This is a genomic window from Clostridium sp. YIM B02569 (genome assembly GCF_022320765.1).
In the GTDB taxonomy this organism is placed as follows: Bacteria; Bacillota; Clostridia; order Clostridiales; family Clostridiaceae; genus Clostridium; species Clostridium beijerinckii.
The window spans coordinates 42,836-64,529 of sequence record NZ_JAKJJX010000006.1 but is presented as its reverse complement, the minus strand read 5'-3'; the positions used below and the strand labels follow the sequence as shown (position 1 = coordinate 64,529).

Below are 21,694 nucleotides of genomic sequence, written 5' to 3'. Positions count from 1 at the left end.
CTCGCCGAAATGAAAACATACTTTTATTTTTTCCTAAAAATCCATAACCTCAATTAGATTATAAGCCATTCATAACCTTTTAATTATTTCATTCATAGTAATTTTTAATATAATCCACCCATTCATTGTATATATCTTCATCAGATTTTCCAAATACCGTTTCATAATCTTCTGTTTTAATTATCTCCATTAATTTTTCCCATCCATATTTTTTATCTATATACTCTATATAGGTATTGGCAAAGGTGTAACCTCCCATCTTTGAAAATTTGACTGGGTTGCTAGTCTTAATTTCTGAAAAAGTTGGAATGTGCATATTATAGGCATATCTTTTGTAAAAAGGCTCTGCATTGGACAAATATAAAGCCATTCCTTCAGTTAACCATAATCTAATATGTGGATTTATTATACTTACATAGGCATGAACCATTTCATGTAAAGCAGCTTGTTTATTATTATCATAGTCATGAACCTTTCCTGGATTTGCAGGCGATGTCAATATAACATTCGTTCCTATATTGTCACCAATATACCAGTCTAGCCCTAACATTGGCCCTATTAGTCCATATTTTTTCATTTGCATTGTAGATTGATGGTCGTAAATATAAATATTAATATTTTGCTTTTCACTAAATCCTAATTTTTTAGCTAATTCACCGGCTCTTGCATTAGCTAACTGAAAAACATCCTTAGCTGCCGCCTCTTCATCTTCATAATAAACATTCACCCATTTCCCTTCAATAACATGCATATTTGATGTTTTTAATCTAAGAGTTGGAATAAGATTAATAAAAATAAGTAATGCAGCTATCACAAAAATAATTCCAAATACTTTAACCGATTTATTTCTTTTCATTTCTTTTTCCTCATTTCTTCTTCATTTTCTATAGAATAACTAAAATATCATTCATAAAAAAGTAACCAGAGTCATTACTTTCATATGACTCTGGTCATGTTTAATTATTAAGAAAATATTTTTGCAAGCTTTAATGCTAACATGGTCCTATCCTTTATTTCCGTTTTATCATAAATAGTACTTATATAATTTTTTACTGTACCTTCAGAAATATATAAGAATTCTGCTATTTGAGAATTTGTATATCCATCTGAAAGCAACTGACAAATCTCTATTTCTCTTTCAGTTAAATTTTTTAATAAATCAACGTTATGATATTTGTTTTTATCTGTATTTTCATTTGAGCATTTTGACATTATATTTGCTAATGCAGTCATTACTTTACTATCAAGCATGCTTTGACCATTCATAACATTAAAAATTCCTTGGACAATAACTTTTGTTCCTGCATCTTTTAATAAGTATCCATCTGCCCCATGTATCACTGCCTTCACAATGTTTTCTTCATCATAAAAAGTGGTCAAAACAAGTATTTTCATTTTAGGATATGCTGCTTTTACCTTTAATATCAATTCCTGTCCCGACATTCCTTTCATATTTAAGTCTACTAATGCTATATCTACTTCTTCTTTCTCTAAGATATCTAATGCTTCTTTTCCATCATGTGCTAATCCTGTTATTGCAAAAGATTCATTCATAGATAAGATTAATTCAAGACTTTCTAAAAGAAGTTTTTCATCATCTACTATCAATATTCTGATTTTATTCATTCTTATCACCTGCTCTTGTTGGAATTTTTAGCATTACCAGAAGTCCTTCTTGATTTTCTATTTTTAAAATCCCACCTATAGAAATTAAGTGGTTTCTAATTTTTTTAATTCCAAATCCAGAGCCCAATAATTCCTCATAATTTCTCATACTCTCTATACCTGTTCCATTGTCCTGAACTATTATATTTATATTATTTCTATCCACATTTACAATAACAATAATAGCCGTTGCATTTCCATGCTTTACACTATTTGTAACTAGTTCCTGCAATGCTCCTATTAAGAAGTCAATTCTTTCGATATAAATACTCTGCGTTTTTAATTGCTGTTCACTATAATCGATTTTGGCTCTTATTTTAATATTAAAATCCTCTTTTAATTTATTAATATTTACATTTATTAATTTCATCACATCTTCTATGGTTTGTCCATTTTCTTTTGTGTTTACCCCACGTACTGCTTTTCTAATAGCTTCAAGACTCTCACTCATTCTTATATTAGCAAATTTTATTTTTTCCATTGCTTTTTTAGAATTCATATTGTAGACTGCTTCTGCCGCATCCAAGCTCATAATCGCCGCCATTATTGTATGACCAACGCTATTATGTATATCTCTGCTTACCTGCTCCCGCTCCTCATATTTTATCTTCTGCAGAGCAATGGATTTTTCCAGTTCAAAAACCTCTTTATCTTTTATAAACTTATGGTAATTAAGCATGAGTCCAGAAGTACGATTACATAATATATAAAACAAGCTTCCACAGCATAAATATTGAAGTATTCTTGGCACAGCTCCATATAGCATTATATTTTTTAATCCAGTAAAGGGTTCAACCCATGGTTCCATCAAAAAATAAAAGCTAAGTAAATGGGCTATTAATATATTAAATACTGATTCAATAATTACTACTATAAGCTGTTTCTTTCTAAAATACATAGATGCTAATATTGTTGGAATAACAAACATTAAAACTGTTTGAAATGTTAATAATGTATAACATATTCCTGTGGAAATCACAGCACAAGTAAGTATCAAATACTTTATCCATGGTTTCTTAAGTTCAAATATATCTACTAAAATTGTTGGCAGCAAAAGAGGAATTATAAGTAATGCATTCATTTTTACCATAACATTCTGCACGGCATCAAATACATGAATTAAATTTAAAAATCCTGCTGCAAAACAAAAATACAAAACAATACGCATCGCCTTTGACACTGTTTTATTTGTTTCTATTTCATTTTTCCACAATAGCTCATCAAACTGGTTCATGTTATACCCCTTATCCATAATATAAATATAATAAAAATATTCTCAACTAAAATCTTCATTTAGATCTTTTAAATTTCTTCTAAGCATAGAGATATCAACTAATATCTGAACTTATGTATATAGCTCCCGGAAATAATGATTATACTGTTGTTCCAGTTTTTAAGTGAACATTTCACAAAGGCATAATTCTTATTTCTAGTTGCGATATATTTTATAATATAAGTCCAACTTATAATGACTTATCTATAATTTCTGGAAATTTGCTCATTACTCTAAAGATATCCTTTTGTTCCTATCGTGTTTAAGTTGATATTAACAACCTTATTTGTAATACAAACCCATAATTTCCTAAATATTAATTATAATTAGTATAACATAAATGAAAGAAAAGTTTTAACGCCAAAACCCGTAAATAAAATAACCCACGAAAATCTAAATTATAAATCTTCATGAGTTTCATTTTGACAGCTCTACACCGTTTGTAATATTAACTTTAAAAATAGATTCAATTTCAATTATAAATAAGCACCACAATAAAATTAAAAATCATGTAATCCTAATGTTTTTAATCCTTTAATATAATTTTTGCTAGATGATACAAGCTTTAATCCACGTATTCTAATAATAGTATAATAATACTGACTTATAAAAAAACATCAAAGATTCTTGTTCAAATGCAATTACTATATCTAGAATATAAAATCAAAATGATTTATTCATAAATCAAATCATACAATTTTTATTAAAATCATCTTTCCGATCATACTAATAATTTGCCTTCTAAATAAGAATACTTCAAATATTCTGGACTACTATAATATACCGATGAGTTAAAGTCTGATATTTCATCACTAATAAATGATTCAAATACCGAATATAGCACATCTATCACATTATTTTCTTCTGAAAGAACATCGATTATTAATCTCTGATATTCTTTACCTATAGCTTGAAAACTTGGAACAGTATATTTGCACAAACCTACTGAATCAAAATCACCTTCTTTAATATCAAACTCTTCTATTATCTCATCTGACACTTCCTCAAATGATAAGCAATGATTAACTTCTGCAAGTTCTAACTGTCTTTCTAGTTCTTTCTTTCCTATCATTTTTACTATAGTTGATCTTCTATTTTTAGTTTTCCTTCCTATATACTCTATAAGCGAGCAAACGTAAAATAAATTATCTTTTTCAACATCATTCATTTATAATTTCACTCCTCTCAAACTTAAGACAATCCAATGCCTTCAATGTATGAAAACTAATTTGATGAGTAGGATATTTAAATTTTGCTAACTCCCAAAAAATACTTCTAGTAATTTCACCAGCTAAAAAATCATTTACGTAATTCCAAACAGTGTCATCAGCCATTGGGCCTTCTACTATATCGTAATCATGAATATTTCCTTTTCTGCAAGCTGCAATAAAATCTAGCCATTCATCTGTCATCTTTTCAAATTTTAATATATTCAAATTCTTATTTTCTCTGTAAGTATAATAGTTAATTGTAGCATGCTCTCTATTTCTTTTAGCCCATTTTTTAGCCTGTTCAAAATTATTTGTACAATAAAATCCCCATGAAAAATCTTTAGTATATTTACTTTTTCTTACTTCTGGAAATTCTACTACTTCTCCCGATGCATGATACAACATAAAATACTCACCTAGCTTCCTCTAATTTCTTACTGCTATTATATCATTTTCAAAGCTTTTCTTCTATCAATTTGACACCATTTCATAATCATTTATTCTATTTCCTTCTTTTTCATGACATTAAAAAGCCTCCTATGATATTTTTATTTTTTCATAGAAAGTCATTATTTCATTAGATTACAAGCTTTTAACAATTTCATTCGTAATAATTTTTTCCATCCATATCTCCTATATATAATCTATATAGGTATTGGCAAAGGTGTATTCTATATATATTTATTTTTTTTATTCTAAACGTGGGATTACATCTACATCTTACGTCTAAATATATGAAAATAAAATTCATGGAGGATTTTTATATGCGAAAAATAGGTACAACAACTTCTGCTATCTGTTTTATACTTTTAGGCATTTGGATTATGATTAATTCTAACAATCCAGATTTAGGAAGAAAACTCATAAAATTTTGGCCAATAATTATTATCTTAATAGGTATAGAAATTTTGTATTACACTTTAGTCAAAAAAGAAAATGAAAGAATACGAATAAGTGGTCTCGTTTTTCTTATAATAATAGTTTTCTTTTTCACAAATATATCTATAGACATTTTTAATAATATAAAACAAAGTAATTCTTCCTTTAATTTAGATACAAATTTCTTTGATAATATCTTTACAAGTAAAAACTTACAATCTATTGATAAAAAAATCACTTTAGATCCTATTGGTAGTAACCTAAATTTTGAAACAGTAAATGGTAAACTGAATATAGAAAAAGCAACTGACAATAAAATAACTATAGATACTGAATTATATGTAAAGCAAGATAATGCTTCAAAGGATTATGAATTGAATCCAATAACTGATTCAAATGGTTACACACTAAAAATTGTAGATGATGGTATAGACTCAATTAAAGCCACTATCTATTTACCTGAAGGATATGATGTTTCTATAAAGGGGGCTAACCTTAATGTAGATAGTAATAGTGATATAAGACTTGATGCTTTAAATATAAATGCATCTAATGGAAAATTTGATTTACAAGGTGACATTCCTAATTCGTCTCTAAAATTAGAAAATGGTAAAATAGATTTAAATAATAATTTATGTAAAAACATTGATGTTTCTATGAATAATGGTTCAATCTCTTTAGACTCAAAAGATAAAAACTTATCAATCAATACAGATATAAACCATGGTACATGCAAAATAAATGATGAAAAAAGAGTCAACTCTGGAATTTCTAAAAATATCGGTACTGGTCAGGGCATAGTTAAAGCTAAATTAAATAATGGAACCATTAGAATAAATAGTGGAGAGTGAAGAAATGGAGGAGCAAGAATTCGTTGAAAAAATGAAAACCAAAGATGAGAATGCTTTTATTTACATGGTAGACGTTTATAAAAAAAGAATTCTCTCCTTATGCTATTCCTATACCTCTGATTATTATGAGGCAGAAGATTTATCCCAAGAGGTTTTTATAAGCGTATTTAATAATATTGATAAATTTAGAGAAGAGAGTTCCTTTTCTACTTATTTATACAAAATTACAACTTCAAAATGTATAGATTATACAAGAAAAAGAAGCATTAAGAATTTTTTAACTGGTCTCTTTATCTTTTCTAAGGAATCTACTCAGGATATAGACGAGCAAAATTTTATACGGCAAAGCATTCAATCTCTGCCGCTAAATTTGAAAACCCCGCTTGTACTATATTATTATATTGGATTAACTCAAAAAGAAATTGCAGATATATTAAACTTACCTTTAAAAACAATTGAAGGGAGAATTTATAGAGCTAAAAACAAATTAAAAAATATTATTGAAACGGAGGTTCCATTTTATGCAGAACAAAAGAGATAATCTTGATACTATAATTATTAATTCCTTTAAAAATATAACTGCATCTGATGACTATAATAAAAAACTAATGCAAAAACTTCATAAAAAGCAGCTTCCTGATTCTAAAAGAAATAATCTAATCCCTTCCTATGCTTTAATTGCTGCGGGTTTATTTATTATATTTCTTAGTATTACTAGTCTTCAGGTACACATTACAAACTTTGAATCACGTTTTTTTGACAAAGCTGTAGTTACTGAAATTAACCAACATTCTATTATTAATTTTATAAAACAATTAGGAGAGTGAAAATATGAACAATAGAAATAGTTTTCTTACTTTTGTAACTGCCTGTATTCCTGGCGTTGGATATATGTATCATGGGCTAATCAAAAAAGGAGTTCAGGTTTTATTCTTATATATGCTTATTGGACCTATTTTATCTTTTATAGGACTTGGGTTCTTATCTCATTTAATTAAAATTTGCATATGGTTTTATACTTTCTTTGATACATTTGCTGTTTCAAGCAAAATAAAACGTGGAGAATATGTGCCTGATTCTGAATTTATTTTTAAAAATTACGTTAACACAGAAAATTCTTACAGCGTAACTCCTACATGGAACGAAAGAATTAACAGACAAGGTTGGGTAATATTAGGTTCCTTTTTAATTATTCTTGGAATCTTATCTATCTTAAATCAAGTTTTTATAGATAGCGATATTTACAAATATATCAGATCTTATGCTTCTCAATACTTCATTCCTATAATATTTATTGTCATAGGTGTTTTGATTTTATTTAGGAAAAAAGACTAAAAATTGAATACCTTACTCATAAAAACCCACTACCATCTGTAGGACGCTATTCAAGTCTCTTACAAATGGTAGTGGTTTTTAATGTGGATACAAGGGATATTAACTCCTTGTCCGCAAAATTCAAAATAACGATCTCCTTAGGCAAATGAGTTTGCTTTAGCTTTTCTCAATATTCTTGCATAAATTCCTTTGCCTTTTTATCTGATGCCTAGCCTCTATAAAATTTCTATAGAATCTCCTGATCTAATCACTCCGCCTTGTATTATTCTTGTGAAGATTCCTTCTGTTGGCATAATGCACGTACCAACTTGATTTTTTATAGCACAACCTTTATGGCATTCTTTTCCTATCTGTGTCACTTCTTGAACTGTTTCTCCTATTTTTAGCCTTGTCCCAACGAGCAATTCATGAAGAACAATACCTTCAGTTGTTATATTTTCTGCAAATTTTCCTGCATCTAAGTCGCTTATGCCCATTTTAATCATTTTATCTATGCTTTCCTGAGCTAATAAGCTTACCTGCCTATGCCATTTTCCAGCATGGGCATCATCTTTTAAGCCATGCTCTTCTATGAAAATTCCTTCTTTTATAGGTGTTTTTATAACACCTTTTTTTTCACTAATATTTATTGATAATACTTTAGCCATAATTTTATTTAAATCTCCCTTACATATTCTCCACTTTTTCCACCGGTTTTCTTTATTAATCGAACATTTTCTATTACCATATCCTTATCAACAGCCTTGCACATATCATATATAGTAAGGGCTGCAGTTGTTACAGCTGTTAATGCCTCCATTTCAACGCCTGTTTTCCCAACTGTTGAAACTGTTGCTTCAATCTCTATTTCTTCTTCACCTATATTAAAATTTATATCAGATCCTGTTATAAAAATATTATGGCACATAGGGATTAAATCCGAGGTTTTTTTTACGCCCATTATTCCGCCAATTTGGGCAACTGATAAAACATCACCTTTTTTAATAAGGCCATCTTTTATCAAATCTACAGTTTCCTTTTTCATTTTAATTGATCCTCTTGCAATAGCAACTCTCTTTGTCTCATCCTTTTCACTCACATTTACCATATGAGCTCTTCCTTTTTCATTAAAATGAGTAAATTCCATAAAATCAACCTCCAATTGCTGTCATTTCTCTATTAATATAATTTCCGTTCTCCAATTCATGTTCTTTGGGTTTGCTTTTAATAGTATCAGTAATTACTGTCTTAATATCTTTACCTTCTCTAAGCAATTTCTTTAAATCCACTTCAGAGTTTGAGTGAAGACATGACTTTAGTTTTCCATCTGCTGTTAATCTTATTCTATTGCAATTTCCGCAAAACTTACATGATATAGGATTAATAAGCCCGACTTTCCCCTTTGCATTTGGAAGTTTATAATATCTTGCTGGAGAAGAAATATCTGCTGATTCTATTTCTATTAATTCTGGCATCTTTTCTAAAACTGTATCATTAGAAATATATTTATTAGATGACCAATGCTTTAGAGTACCTATTGGCATAAGTTCTATAAATCTTATTTCTATATCCTCATATTTTGTTAAATTTATAAAGTCTTCTATTTCATTTTCATTAAAGTCCTTTATTAAAACTACATTTAATTTAATTGGAGTAAGCCCACTCTTTTTAGCTGCTTCAATACCTTGAAGTACATCTTTGATCTTCCCTACCTTAGTTATCTGTGAATATTTTTCTTCATTTAAAGTATCTAAGCTTATATTAAGTCTATTAAGACCTGCGTTTTTTAAATCTTTAGCATAATCCTTTAATAGAATTCCATTGGTAGTCATAGCTAAATCCCTAACTCCGCCTATTTTACCTATACCATCAATTAGCTTTAAAATATTTTTTCTTACTAAAGGCTCTCCCCCAGTTATCCTAACTTTATCTACACCTAATTCAACAAAGCTTTGAGTAATAGCTTCTATTTCTTCTAAAGTTAGAATCTCTTTATGCCACATCTTATCTATTCCTTTTTCAGGCATACAATATTTGCATCTTAAATTACACAAATCTGTGACTGATATTCTCAAGTAATTTATCTTTCTGCCATACGAATCAAACATAATTTTCCTCCAGCTTATGGAACCTCAAAAAATAATCCAGTCAGATTCTTGTCTATTTTCTTTCAGTTCCATTATTTCTTACTATCCGGCATAATCAAATAAATAACAAGTCCGCTTGCAAGGATATTTGAGACTCGTTATTTATTTTCATGTGCTTACTTCTTATTTTTATTATATAGATAAACAAGCATCCTCCTAGGCTCAACAGATAAACATATATTTGTTGAATCTAGAATCAATGTCTTTTCTAGAAATCAGATACATTTTTGTGAAACAGGCATTTGAAAATTAGCTGCAAAAAGCACTTAATGGAAGCTTGTTCCATATTAGCTTGTCACGCTGAAAGCGGGAGCATGCTAATGTAGGTGCATGCTTTCATTTAGTGCTTTCAGCGCAATTTTCATAGTCCTGTGGAATAAAAATGTATTTGATTTCTGTTAGTTATTACACAATTCTAGAGTCAAAGTTGTTTATCTATATATATTTCTAAATCCTCTTTTGAATTGAGATTTATAAACATATCAAAAGAATAATCATATTTTTTCAGAACATTTTCTTCAATAAAAATAGGCTCTATAATATCAATTAATCCCGCTATAGATCTTCTATTAAGTGTTATAAGTTTTTCAATTTCAGGCAGTATATCTACAGAATAAAAAGCATTAAACGGCTCAAGTTTACCCTCTCTTTTAGCAACACAAGCATTTGCTTTACTATTTGTAAGCACTTTCTTAATATACTTAATATACTTTAAGTTTACATTAGGCATATCACAAGCTATAAAATATACATATTTGCTCTTACTTTCTTTAAGCCCACCATAAATTCCAGATAGAGGACCAATTTCTTTTATTTCATCGCTAATTATTCTTATTCCGTTTTCTGCTGTTTTATACTCTTCTGGCTTATTTGTGACAATAATTATGTCTTCAAATTCTTTACTTAGCTCATGAATTAACTTTTCCATAATTCTTACTTCATTAATTCTCAAAAACTGCTTATCAAAGCCCATTCGTGAACTTTTTCCACCTGCAAGTATTACTGCTGTTTTAAAAACATCTACATTCATACACTTATAATATATTTACTAAATTAGCTGCAGCATTTTTTCTCTTTTCCGAAATGTCTTCATCTATAATTTTAGATTCAACTAATCTTAATGCTTCTGTAGGACATACCTCTACGCAAGCAGGACCATTTTCTCTACCTATACATAAATCACATTTGTTTGCAACTAATCTTTCTTTATGTTCTAACTTTCCGTCTTTATCACACATTAAGCCCTTTTGAATAACTTTCTCTCCAGCTTTATGTTCAACTATTATATCAATGGCACCAAAAGGACAAACTATTGCGCAAGATTTACAGCCTATGCATGTATCTTTATTTATTAACACTACCCCGTCTTTATTTATAATCGAACCATTTGGACATGCATTAGCACACGGAGCATTTTCACAATGTCTACATTGAATTGGAGCACTTACATCTGCAGTTTTAATAACTTTTAAACGAGGATTAAAATTAACCTTATCCTTACTTTGTACAAGTATGTTTTCTTCAGAATGTGCAACAACACATGCAGCTTCACAAGTTCTACATCCTATACACCTTTTTGGATTTGCTATAACAAAATTATTCATTTATATTTCCTCCTTCTTTCTTGAAACAAACTTTGTATGTAGTAGATGATGAGATTTTTCACCAAGAGGTTCTATTAAAAACTCTTCATATAATTTTTTTATAAAAGGATTTTCATGAGATTTTCTTATTTCAAGTTCAGAATCATGTTTATAGATACCTTTTTTTCTACTTACCAAGGCATTTCTTCTATCTATATCCAAGATAAACTTAGGTTGTCCACCACCACTTACACAACCTTCTGGGCAAGTCATAACTTCAATAAAGTCAAAGTCACACTTTCCTTCTTTTATATCTTCAAGTATTTGAACTACATTTTTCAAACCTGAAACCACTGCTACCTTTAGTGTTATCTTTGGCAATTTCACTTCTGCAACTCTAATGCCTTCACTGCCTCGTACAAAATTAAGTTCTAAATTAGGAATAGATTTCTTTGTAAGCATCTCATAGCCGCTTCTAAGTGCAGCTTCCATTACACCACCAGTTACTCCAAAAATATTGCCAGCTCCAGTATAACTTCCAAGTGGTAAATCGAACTCTTCATCCTTTAAATTTTTAAAATCTATTTCATTATCTCTTATAAGCTGAGCAAATTCCCTTGTAGTAATAACTATATCTACATCCTTAAAACCACTATCTTGCATTTCTTCTCTATCACATTCAAATTGCTTGCAAGTACATGGCATTATAGCTACATTATATATTTTCTTAGGATCAACCTTATCTATTTTAGCACCATAAGTTTTAAAAATTGTTCCAGCCATTTGTTGTGGTGATTTACAGCTTGAAAGATGATTTAAAAGCTCTGGATAGCTTTGTTCCATAAATTTCACCCAGGCAGGACAACAAGAAGTAAACATCGGCAATTTCCCACCTTCTGTTACCCTTTTTATAATCTCGCTGCCTTCTTCCATTATAGTTAAATCCGCACCAAAGTTAGTATCGTAAACCCTGTTAAAGCCCAATCTTCGTAATGCTGCTGCCATTTTACCAGCTGTTAAACTACCAGCTTTAAGTCCGAATTCTTCACCTAAAGAAACTCTTACAGCTGGTGCACATTGAACTATAGTAAATAATTCTTCATTATGTAAAGCCTCTTTCACCTTAGTTGCATTCCCTTTATTAAAGGCTGCAAACACTGGCTCCTTTACACTTTCAAGTAAGCCTCTATCTCTTCTTTTCTCTTCTATTACATGGCTGTTTTCTCTATTTTCAAACGCATAAGAATTACATACCTGTATACATTGTCCACAAGAAACACAAACATCATAATCAATTTCTTGAGGTTGTCCCACTTTACCTTGTATTGCATTTACAGGACAGACTTCAACACATTGCTGACAACCAGTACATAACTCTTTATCAATATTTACAAAACCAATATCCATAAACTAAATTCCTTTCTTTTATAAGTTTAAGTTACTTACTGCTCTTATGTTCCTTATTCTTTTTTCTTCTATGACATCGAATAATTTAAGAGCATTTTTAGGACATGCTTTTACACAAGCTGGTTCACCTTGTTCCTTACATAGATCACATTTATATGCAACCTTTGTTTCTTTCTCTTCTAATGCTTCTTCAAATAATTCCTTCTGCACATTTTGCATGACTGCTTTTCCAGCCTTATATTTAGTTCCCATTTCAATAGCTCCAAACGGGCAAGCTACTGCACATGCTTTGCAACCTATGCAAATTTCTTCATCAATTATTATTGCATTATCTTCATTTTTAATTGCATTTATAGGACAGACCTTTGCGCAAGGTGCATTTTCACAATGTCTACATTGAACTGGAACTGTAAAGTCCTTCTCTTTAATAACATGTATTCTAGAAATTATTGGTGTTTGTATATTTCCAACAGTGACTGATTCATTATGAGCCTTAAAGCAAGCTATTTCACAAGCCTTACACCCAACACACTTATTAGCATCTCCCACAATGAAAGAATTACAACTTTTCATATTAATTTCACTCCTCTGTACATTCAAGGCACTCCCAAGAAAATAATAGACCACGAAACGCCGTTGACCTAAAATATCAAACATATTGATCTATTATTCCTGGGGTTTGTACCTAATACTTATAGATATCCAAATTTAAACATAGACTTATGTAGTATCTTCCCCAAATCATATATATACCCACTACTTAAATTTCACTTATATTTTGAAATATACACATACCAGAAATGAGAGGTACTCTTTTGTGTAGTGTTACATTAGAGAACAAGTTGCTGGCATTTCTTCTGTAGAAGTTGTTCCATTTTGCTTGTCCTGAAGCTTGTCTTTAGGAGCATGCAGAAATGGCGCAACTTCTACTGTTAGAAATCCTCAACTTATTCTCAGTAACCGAAACAACTGAGTACCTGTCATTTCGGTGAATTATTTCATAATTCTATATCCATTAGCATATATATTCATTTTGTTGCCTCTTACAAATCCAACTAATGTAATATTTAATCTTTTTGCAAGAGCCACAGAAAGACTTGTAGGCGCTGATTTAGATATAATTATTGGTATTTCTAGCTTTGCTGCCTTTAATATCATTTCAAGAGAGACTCTTCCGCTAAGTATAACTGCTTTATCCTTAAGGAATATGCCTTTCATAAGTGATTCTCCAATAACCTTGTCCAAGGCATTATGTCTAGCTACATCTTCATATACTACAAGCATTTCATTGCTATCACATAATGCAACGCAGTGAACTCCCCCTGTGTTCTTAAAAACATCCGAATAATCTAAATTTGTTCTCATAAATTCGAATATCTTTTCAGTGTGCATTTTAGCATCACTTTCAACAGGTTTGCAGTTTAAGGAATCTAAGAAATTATCAATTCCATCAATTGATTGGTCCTTTATACTTTCTAAATCAATTTTCTTAGAGAAAAAGCTTTCGCGAGCAGCATCTTTATTTTTAGTCTCAACCTCTGCAATTCCTTTTTCTTCATTTAAATTAAAAGATATTATATCATCACTAGTATTTATTAAACCTTCTGTTCTTAAAAAGCCAACTGACAATGCTTTTAAGTTTTCTGGGCTACATAAAAGTGTAGCTAATTTTTTTCCATTAAGAAAAATTGTTAGTGGGTATTCTCTAACTAGAAGTTCATCTACATCTGCTTTAAAAATGCCGTCTTCTATTTTAAAAACTTTACATTCTAATGTTTTTTCCATTATTTATTTCTCCTTTGCGCACTTTAAAAATAATCTTATCCTCAATAAATTCAGCTATCTTATTCACATCATTGATATCTAATTGTTCTATGTCTAGATTTAGCTTTTCATCAGTAGCTACTGCTAAAAATTTCGTTCTATCCAAACTCTCATTTTCACATAGAAGCTTTTGATCTACTTCTTTTCTATGAACTTCTATTTTAGGGTATCCATTATTTTTATATCCCTCTATGATTACCAAATCCATACCTACAAATAGTTCTAGTATTTCTTCAAGATCCTTTTCTTCCTTTAGCTTTTCTATCATAGCTATTTTTTCTTTTGATGAAATAACCATTTTGTCTGCTCCAGCTTTTACAAACCTATAACTGTCTTTTCCCTCTTTGTCAATTTCAAATTTGTGAGCATCATGTTTTAAGACTCCTATGTTATAGTTTTTTTCTTTTAATATAGGTATTAATGCTTCTATTAATGTTGTCTTCCCTGTTCCAGATTTAGTTGCAACTATAGATATTACTTTAAGTTCACTTGATTTATTTAAAGATGAATTTTCCACTTAAAACTTCTCCTGCCTTTTTATATCCAATTCCTGCTGGCATTATTATTATTCCATTTGCCTTACTCATAGTAATTAACTGGTTAGAACTTTGAGATCCAACTTTATATGCATATAACTTTCCGTTCTCAGCTTTTATCTTTACATATATGTATTTACTTCTGCCTTCTTTTTCTTTAAAGTCTTCAGCTAATATAACTTGGAGAGTATTATCACTCTCCATGTTTTTACCAAGCATCTTCTCACAAGCTGGCTTTACGAATTCTTCAAAGGTAGTTATTGCAGATAATGGATTACCTGGTAAGCTAAAAAATAGTTTTTTATCAATGACTGCAAAGCTTATTGGCTTTCCTGGCTTTATAGCTACAGATTGAAATTTTATATCAGCATTTATTTCATTCAACACTTGTTCTACAAAATCAAAATCACCAACAGAAGCACCACCTGAAGTTATAACTATATCTGATTTTTCTAATGCTTCTTTAACTTTGCTTTTTAAAGTATCTTTTTTATCTTCAACAATTCCTAGGCATAAAGCTTCTAATCCTAAATTCTGAATTAATGCTTTTAGTGAATATTCATTGCTATTTCTTATTTGTCCAAACTTAGGAGTTTCATTTATATCTACAAGTTCATCACCTGTTGTAAGTATTGATATTACTGGATCTCTATGAACTTTAATTTTGCTATAACCTAAAGAAGCTAAAACTCCAATTTCAGTTGGCCTAATCAGTGTTCCTTTCCTTAAAGCAATATCTCCTACTTTAATTTCTTCACCAAGTTTTATTACATTGCATACATTTTTAACTTTCTCAGAAATATAAAGAGTATCTTCATGAACTTCTACTTTCTCAATTTGTATTACTGCATTTGCACCTTTAGGCACTGGTGCTCCTGTCATTATCTTCATTGCTTGCCCGTTCTTTAATTCTTTATTACTAAACTCCCCAGCTTTTATAAGATCAACTATCTCAAGCTCTATTGAAACTCCATCTTCATATAAATCAGTATCCTCACTTTTTATGGCATATCCATCCATTGCTGATTTATCAAATGGTGGAAGATTATCTCTAGAATATATATCTTCTGCTAGTACCTTATTTAAACAAGATAAAATATCCTTCTCTTCACATTCTAAGGCCTTAGATTCTTCCAAAATTATTCTTAAAGCTTCTTCTACACTAATCATTGCTGTTTCCTCCCTATAATGTTCACCTGATGGGCCTATTTGGTAAACATATCTCATCATATGAAGTAAAATATACAAGCATACTTATCTATTTTTTGCTTGTGGTTTATCATTTTCTTTTAAATTCCTAATACTATTTTTCAGATTTTATTCTCATTTTCTTTCTTATGTTTTCATATTCAGTTATTATATATTCCTCAGCTGACTTTTGATCTTCGATTCTTTCAACCTTAATTGCACAATATTTAAATTCAGGAGTTTTTGAAATAGGATCAAGGCTATCATTAGTTAATTCATTACATGCACCAATCCACCATTGATATGTCATAAAAGTAGAACCCTTTTTAACTCTTTCAGTAATAAGTGCTCTTGATAATACGCTTCCTCTTCTAGATGTTATTCTTACAAGTTCTTGATCTTTTATATTTAACTCCTTTGCATCTTCAATACTCATTTGTATAAATCCTGGTTCATCTGCAAGCTTTTGAAGGGCACGACAATTTCCTGTCATTGTTCTTACTGAATAATGTCCAACTTCTCTTACAGTTGATAAACTTAAAGGATATTCTTCATCTGTTAATTCAACTGGTGGTCTCCATTCGCAAGCAAATAATCTTCCTTTACCGCTAGGAGTAGTGAATTTATTTCCTTCATATAAGTAAGAAGTTCCTTTGTGATCTTCTGTAGGACAAGGCCATCTAACAATTCCTTGTTCTTCAATCTTTTTATAACTTGCTCCCGCAAACTTAGGACATAGGCTTCTCATTTCATCCCATATTTCTTCTGTATTTTTATAATTCATTGGGTAACCCATAGCTGTTGCTACTGCACTTATTATTTCCCAATCAGTTTTTACATCCCCTAAAGGTTCTATTGCTTTTCTTATTCTTTGGAATCCTCTATCTGCTGAACTGTAAACCCCATCATGTTCCCCCCAAGAAGTTGAAGGTAAAATAACATCTGCATGAAGGGCTGTTTTATTCATAAATATATCTTGTACCACTATAAATTCAATTTTATCTAAAGCTTCTCTAAGTTCTGCTGCATTTGGATCACTTTGAACTGGATCTTCTCCAAATATATAGTAGGCTTTTATCTTATCTTCCTTAAGAACTAACTCAGGCACTTGAGTTAAGAAATATCCATTTTTATCTGAAAGTTCAACGCCCCAAGCCTTTTCAAATTTTTCTTGTACTTTCTTATCTGTTACAAGTTGATATCCTGGATAATTATTAGGGATTGTCCCCATATCACAAGTTCCTTGTACATTATTTTGTCCACGAACTGGTCCAATTCCTACATTAGGTCTTGCAAAATTTCCTGTTAAGAGGGCAATAGATGCGAGGCCCCTTACTACATCAACAGCTTGTGAGAATTGGCAAACTCCCATGCCATATAATATTGTGGCATTTTTAGCCTTTGCATAAGTTCTCATTGCTTTTCTTATATAGTCAGCTTTTACACCTGTTATTTTTTCAGCATATTCTGGAGTATATTTTTCTACTTCTGCTTTATACTTTTCAAAGTCTTCAGTATATTTTTCTACATAATCATGATCATATAAATTTTCATTTATTAACACATTTCCAAAGGCATTAACTAGAGCCATATTAGTTCCACCCTTTAGTTGAAGCCATAAATCAGATAATCTTACAACATCTGTTTTTCTAGGATCTGTCACAATTACTTTTGCACCCTTTTCTTTAGCCTTGACTATTCTTCTTGCGACTATTGGATGAGTTTCTGCTGGATTATATCCAAATACAAATAAAACGTCTGAATCTTCAATTTCTGGAATCGAATTTGACATTGCACCATCACCTAGTGAATAAGTAAGTCCTGCAACAGATGGTCCATGGCATACTCTAGCACAATGATCTATATTGTTAGTTCCAATAACTGCTCTCATAAATTTTTGCATTACATAGTTTGGTTCATTTCCTGGACCTCTAGCTGAGCCTGTCCCCATAATTGCATCAGGTCCATATTTAGCTTTTATCTTCATAAGGTTTTCCGCTGTAAATTTAATAGCTTCATCCCATGAAACTTCCTCTAATTCTCCATTTTTTCTTATCATAGGTTTTTTAATTCTAGAAGTTAATATTTGAGGATCATTTAAGAAATCCCAACCATAATATCCTTTTAAACATAATTTTCCTTCATTATTATCACCATTTGCAGGTTCCGCTCTTACAATTTTTCCATCCTTAACTACTAGATATAAATTGCACCCACTTCCACAATAAGGACACACCGTTAACACTTTCTTTTCCATATTCTAATACACTCCTTTTTAGGCATAATCAAAAAATAATAAATCATCATATGCCTTAATTATTCAATCACTAAATCAAATATTATCTAAAAAAAACAAAAAACCAGTACAAAGACTGTTTGTTTCAACGGTCCTTAGTACTGGTTTATTTAAAAGCTAAAACATAAACTCGGCACTATCAAAAAATAACAAGTAAGTATACTAGTATATTTTCTTTCTAGTGCCTAATATTTTTCTTTTCAATCCAACCTTAATTTATTAACTTTTTTAATTTTAATCTATTAATTTTATTGTTATAACAACTGTTCTATTATCATTTTCTATATTACAAATTTTCCAGCTATAAGTAAAGTCTTTTTTTAATATTTCTTTCACTTCCTGAAGGAAATTTTTTTCAAGATGAGGCTTCATTATCTTCCAATAATCTGCTACCATATTGACAGCACCTTCATTAACCAAAATTTCACTAAGATTTGAAAGTATCCCTTTTATCTGTAAAGTTATTGTATCAGAGGAGTCAATCCTTACTTTAACATATTCTGGCCCTCTGCCTCTATAATGTTTTATAATTTTAACTGTAACTTTTTTAATTTGCTCTTGCAATTCAAGATTTATAGCACTCATTTTCTATTTAAATCTCCTATTTTATTAACAAAATCCAGTTCTATAAATTCTACCTTGTTGCAATATTTTAGTCAACTCTGAATATTAATGAAATTCTTCATTTAAAGCTTTATTTCGACATATTTCTAATTAATTATCACTTATCTTAAGTCTTTCATTTTTTCTTCAAGAAGCTTATAATTGATATTATTAATTTCATATATAATTAAACTATAGTATAATATTTAAATTCAAATGTTTATTAATATAAATTTTCCCTCAGGAGGTAAATATAAAATGATAAGTACAGCTATACTAACTATAAGTGATAAAGGCTACAACAATCAACGAGAAGATCTAACTGGTCCAGCTATAAAAGATATTCTACCAAGTGATAAGTTTTCTGTAGACTATTATAAAATAATCCCTGATGAAGTTGAAATGATAAAAGAAGAACTAATATATCTTTGTGATTCCTTAGGTATTAATATGATCTTAACAAATGGTGGAACAGGTTTTTCAAAAAGAGATGTTACTCCAGAAGCCACAACAAGTGTTATAGAAAAACTAGTTCCTAGTATCCCTGAAGCAATGAGAAGTGCTTCGCTAAAAATAACTCCTAAAGCTATGCTTTCAAGAGCCGTTAGCGGAATTAGAAAAAGTACCTTAATAGTAAATTTACCTGGAAGTCCCAAAGGTGCTGTAGAAAATTTAGAGGTTATATTACCAGCTCTTCCTCATGGAATTGATATTCTAACAGGTGAAGCTTCTGAATGCAGTAGATAATATTGAATTTAGATTTATGCGCTAATACATCAAAAGTAGAAACATTATTATTTTGCAGGACTATGAAAATTTCTCTGAAAGTACTACATTGTACAGCGGTGCAATAGCAAAACTATGTTATAAAATAGAACACCCACGAAGATCCTAATTTTAGATTTTCGTGGGTATTGTCATATTTTTAAATTTTAAATTTAAGTACCTCTTGTTTTAATTTTTCAGAACTTGTTTTAGCTTTTAATGCCTCCTCTAATACATCATTAGATTGAGTAATTATATTTCCGACTTTATTTGCTATATCTGAAACTCCCCTTGCACCTTCATTAGATGCATCTGCTACATTTTCTATGGTTTCTAGTATATTTTCTACAGATAATAAAAGTTCTTTCGAAGTTATACCTAACTCTGAGGAAAATTCTTTATAATATAACGCATCATTATTATATTCATGACTTGCGTTAACTAAAGTTTCGTAATCTTTTAATATTCTGTTTTCCATGAAACTAAGCATATTATTAGAATTATTAGTTAGATCTTCAACCGAAGATAATATAATTGACGTTGTATTTTGCATCTTATTTATAGTTTCATTGGATTGTTCTGCCAACCTTCTTATTTCTTCTGCTACTACGCTAAATCCTTTGCCAGCTTCTCCAGCTCTTGCTGCCTCTATTGCTGCATTAAGTGCAAGTAAGTTAATCTGCGAAGTTATTTGAAGTATAGATTCCGATAAGACATTTATTTTCTCCACAGCTTTGGCTTTTTCAACAGATTGCTTCAATTTAATACCTGTTTCTTTAAACACTTTTTCAGTTTCCTTTTGATTATCTTTTGAAGTTCCCATAATATTTTTAGCTTTTTCACTTACTTGATTTGATTTCTTTTCAATGTATTGCGATTTTTCAGCTATAGAATTAACTATAATTCCTATTTCCTTTGAAGTTCTTGACATCTCTTCTGCAGATACTGCGCTCTCTTCTATACTCGCTGAAATTTCTTCTGTAATTGCTGAAACTTCTTCTACATCATTATTTAGATATTTCACTTTATCATTTACTGTATCATTAACAGTATTCATATCTTTAGATACAATTGCTACATCGTTTATCAGAGCTTTTAAAGAATTCTGAACCTTATATATTGATATAGCTATATCCTCAATCTCATCCTTTGTTCTTATATTTATATTACTAGTTAAATCACCATCACTCATTTTACCTAAGACACTTTGTATTTTTACAATATTATTACTTAATTTCTTAGAGTATAAATAAATCATAACAAAAGCTAAAATACTCACAATAACTATTGTTAGAATTGTTGTTTTTAGCAATGCACTTCTCATGCCCTCAAACATGCTTGAGTCTACATCTACACCAGCAATGGCTATAATCTTTCCTTCTGAATTTTTAATTGGTGCATAAGCAGAAATAAAAGTACCATACTTATCTGTAAACGATTCATTTGTTACTATAACTTTATCATTAAAAGCTTCTTTCATCACGCTATCAATAGTATAGTCTTCTAAAAATTCAGATGCATCTACTGAAACATCAACTAAAAACTTAGCCTGTGTTCCTTGAACTCTTTCAAGTGTATAAAAATTCCTTGCAACGCTTTTTGATTTAGCTAAACTCATTGATTTCAATATATCTTGATATTCTACACTGTCATCTGATTGTTCTTTTATAAGCTTTTCAAGCTTGTCTCCATCAATAGAAACAGTTAAATCTGAAATACATTGAGTAACTGTTTGCCTAAGTTCCTTTTTAAATTTTTCAAACATAATCAGATTTACTGAAACTAAGATTATGGCTATAGATGATAAAATAACCAACATCATTCCTAATATTTTCTTCCCAAATTTACTCATACTCCACCCCTAAAATATTGTTCTTTATATAATTTTTATAAATAATAAAGGCCAATTTAAACTAATCAAAAAAGAACCTATTAGTTTAAATTGGTCGACTGCACAGATAGCTCGAAGTTCTTAAAATATCCACATAAAAAGAATTCTTCATAGCTCTCAATTACTATATTTCATTAATAATTGTCATTTTTTTAATATATATGTCATATTATCATATAGATATTAAAAAATCAATAATCTAAATATATTTTTGTTAATTTTCCAAAAATAGTTTAAATATAATCTAAAGTTCATAATTTT

Annotated in this window: 23 protein-coding genes; 5 read left to right on the top strand and 18 right to left on the bottom strand. The window is 29.9% G+C overall.

The annotated features are described in order from the left end of the window. Positions 1-88 precede the first annotated feature (88 nt). The 5 genes from L3B96_RS07300 to L3B96_RS07280 form a co-directional block, all read right to left on the bottom strand. Positions 89-856 carry a hypothetical protein gene (locus L3B96_RS07300; protein ID WP_238859778.1) on the bottom strand — a complete coding sequence of 256 codons (768 nt, stop codon included), beginning with the start codon at positions 854-856 and terminating at the stop codon, positions 89-91. 107 nt (positions 857-963) lie between these two features. Beyond that, entirely contained in the window at positions 964-1,626 is a 663-nt protein-coding gene (locus tag L3B96_RS07295) for a response regulator transcription factor (RefSeq protein ID WP_238859775.1), read from the bottom strand. After that, positions 1,619-2,899, bottom strand: a complete 1,281-nt coding sequence (locus L3B96_RS07290; protein ID WP_238859773.1) for a histidine kinase — start codon at positions 2,897-2,899, stop codon at positions 1,619-1,621. Before L3B96_RS07290 ends, L3B96_RS07295 begins: the two co-directional genes overlap by 8 nt. A 760-nt stretch (positions 2,900-3,659) precedes the next feature. Beyond that, positions 3,660-4,106 carry a hypothetical protein gene (locus L3B96_RS07285; RefSeq protein WP_077308511.1) on the bottom strand — a complete coding sequence of 149 codons (447 nt, stop codon included), beginning with the start codon at positions 4,104-4,106 and terminating at the stop codon, positions 3,660-3,662. Further along, the gene (locus tag L3B96_RS07280) at positions 4,099-4,554 is read right to left on the bottom strand and encodes a DUF3990 domain-containing protein (protein ID WP_238859771.1); all 456 of its coding nucleotides are present in this window, start codon (positions 4,552-4,554) and stop codon (positions 4,099-4,101) included. The genes L3B96_RS07285 and L3B96_RS07280 overlap by 8 nt, the downstream gene beginning before the upstream one ends. A gap of 359 nt (positions 4,555-4,913) precedes the next feature. On the opposite strand from L3B96_RS07280, the gene L3B96_RS07275 reads away from it, so the two are divergent. From L3B96_RS07275 to L3B96_RS07260, 4 genes are read left to right on the top strand one after another with little or no spacing between them, the layout of a single operon-like run. Next, positions 4,914-5,879: a hypothetical protein gene (locus L3B96_RS07275; protein ID WP_238859769.1), complete on the top strand. Its 966-nt coding sequence runs from the start codon at positions 4,914-4,916 to the stop codon at positions 5,877-5,879. Between the two features lie 4 nt (positions 5,880-5,883). Further along, a complete protein-coding gene (locus L3B96_RS07270) occupies positions 5,884-6,420 on the top strand; it encodes an RNA polymerase sigma factor (protein ID WP_026885742.1) in 537 nt (178 codons plus the stop codon). Beyond that, complete coding sequence (locus L3B96_RS07265) at positions 6,401-6,706, top strand: hypothetical protein (protein WP_173714136.1); 306 nt, start codon at positions 6,401-6,403, stop codon at positions 6,704-6,706. The genes L3B96_RS07270 and L3B96_RS07265 overlap by 20 nt, the downstream gene beginning before the upstream one ends. A gap of 4 nt (positions 6,707-6,710) precedes the next feature. Beyond that, positions 6,711-7,214 (top strand): hypothetical protein, encoded by a 504-nt coding sequence (locus tag L3B96_RS07260; protein ID WP_077855346.1) that lies wholly within the window; start codon positions 6,711-6,713, stop codon positions 7,212-7,214. 215 nt (positions 7,215-7,429) lie between these two features. Here the strand turns inward: L3B96_RS07260 and L3B96_RS07255 are convergent, their stop codons facing one another. From L3B96_RS07255 to L3B96_RS07200, 12 genes are all read right to left on the bottom strand, one after another. Continuing rightward, entirely contained in the window at positions 7,430-7,861 is a 432-nt protein-coding gene (locus L3B96_RS07255; RefSeq protein WP_238859767.1) for an MOSC domain-containing protein, read from the bottom strand. A gap of 8 nt (positions 7,862-7,869) precedes the next feature. Then, positions 7,870-8,340, bottom strand: a complete 471-nt coding sequence (moaC, locus tag L3B96_RS07250) for a cyclic pyranopterin monophosphate synthase MoaC (protein ID WP_238859765.1) — start codon at positions 8,338-8,340, stop codon at positions 7,870-7,872. A 4-nt stretch (positions 8,341-8,344) separates the two neighbouring features. Then, entirely contained in the window at positions 8,345-9,301 is a 957-nt protein-coding gene (moaA, locus tag L3B96_RS07245) for a GTP 3',8-cyclase MoaA (RefSeq protein ID WP_173712211.1), read from the bottom strand. A 460-nt stretch (positions 9,302-9,761) separates the two neighbouring features. Next, positions 9,762-10,370 (bottom strand): molybdenum cofactor guanylyltransferase, encoded by a 609-nt coding sequence (locus L3B96_RS07240; protein ID WP_238859764.1) that lies wholly within the window; start codon positions 10,368-10,370, stop codon positions 9,762-9,764. A gap of 4 nt (positions 10,371-10,374) precedes the next feature. Further along, a complete protein-coding gene (locus L3B96_RS07235; protein ID WP_039773742.1) occupies positions 10,375-10,944 on the bottom strand; it encodes a 4Fe-4S dicluster domain-containing protein in 570 nt (189 codons plus the stop codon). After that, positions 10,945-12,330, bottom strand: coding sequence for a [FeFe] hydrogenase, group A (locus tag L3B96_RS07230; protein ID WP_238859762.1), 1,386 nt, complete (start codon positions 12,328-12,330; stop codon positions 10,945-10,947). It abuts the gene before it with no gap. A gap of 18 nt (positions 12,331-12,348) precedes the next feature. Beyond that, positions 12,349-12,903 (bottom strand): 4Fe-4S dicluster domain-containing protein, encoded by a 555-nt coding sequence (locus L3B96_RS07225; RefSeq protein WP_238859760.1) that lies wholly within the window; start codon positions 12,901-12,903, stop codon positions 12,349-12,351. Positions 12,904-13,323: 420 nt separating this feature from the next. After that, the gene (gene fdhD / locus L3B96_RS07220; RefSeq protein WP_238859758.1) at positions 13,324-14,115 is read right to left on the bottom strand and encodes a formate dehydrogenase accessory sulfurtransferase FdhD; all 792 of its coding nucleotides are present in this window, start codon (positions 14,113-14,115) and stop codon (positions 13,324-13,326) included. Next, positions 14,093-14,671 (bottom strand): molybdopterin-guanine dinucleotide biosynthesis protein B, encoded by a 579-nt coding sequence (gene mobB / locus L3B96_RS07215; RefSeq protein WP_168982438.1) that lies wholly within the window; start codon positions 14,669-14,671, stop codon positions 14,093-14,095. Before mobB ends, fdhD begins: the two co-directional genes overlap by 23 nt. Next, a complete protein-coding gene (gene glp, locus L3B96_RS07210) occupies positions 14,649-15,860 on the bottom strand; it encodes a gephyrin-like molybdotransferase Glp (RefSeq protein WP_238859751.1) in 1,212 nt (403 codons plus the stop codon). Before glp ends, mobB begins: the two co-directional genes overlap by 23 nt. 133 nt (positions 15,861-15,993) lie before the next feature. Further along, positions 15,994-18,135: a formate dehydrogenase subunit alpha gene (gene fdhF, locus L3B96_RS07205; RefSeq protein ID WP_238859748.1), complete on the bottom strand. Its 2,142-nt coding sequence runs from the start codon at positions 18,133-18,135 to the stop codon at positions 15,994-15,996. A gap of 273 nt (positions 18,136-18,408) precedes the next feature. Then, positions 18,409-18,759 carry a Na-translocating system protein MpsC family protein gene (locus L3B96_RS07200; RefSeq protein ID WP_238859746.1) on the bottom strand — a complete coding sequence of 117 codons (351 nt, stop codon included), beginning with the start codon at positions 18,757-18,759 and terminating at the stop codon, positions 18,409-18,411. Positions 18,760-19,035: 276 nt separating this feature from the next. Here L3B96_RS07200 and L3B96_RS07195 point away from each other — a divergent pair, with 276 nt between their 5' ends. Then, a complete protein-coding gene (locus tag L3B96_RS07195; protein WP_238859744.1) occupies positions 19,036-19,524 on the top strand; it encodes a MogA/MoaB family molybdenum cofactor biosynthesis protein in 489 nt (162 codons plus the stop codon). 178 nt (positions 19,525-19,702) lie between these two features. Here L3B96_RS07195 and L3B96_RS07190 read toward each other — a convergent pair whose 3' ends face one another. Further along, positions 19,703-21,394 (bottom strand): methyl-accepting chemotaxis protein, encoded by a 1,692-nt coding sequence (locus L3B96_RS07190; RefSeq protein ID WP_238859742.1) that lies wholly within the window; start codon positions 21,392-21,394, stop codon positions 19,703-19,705. Positions 21,395-21,694: the final 300 nt, after the last annotated feature.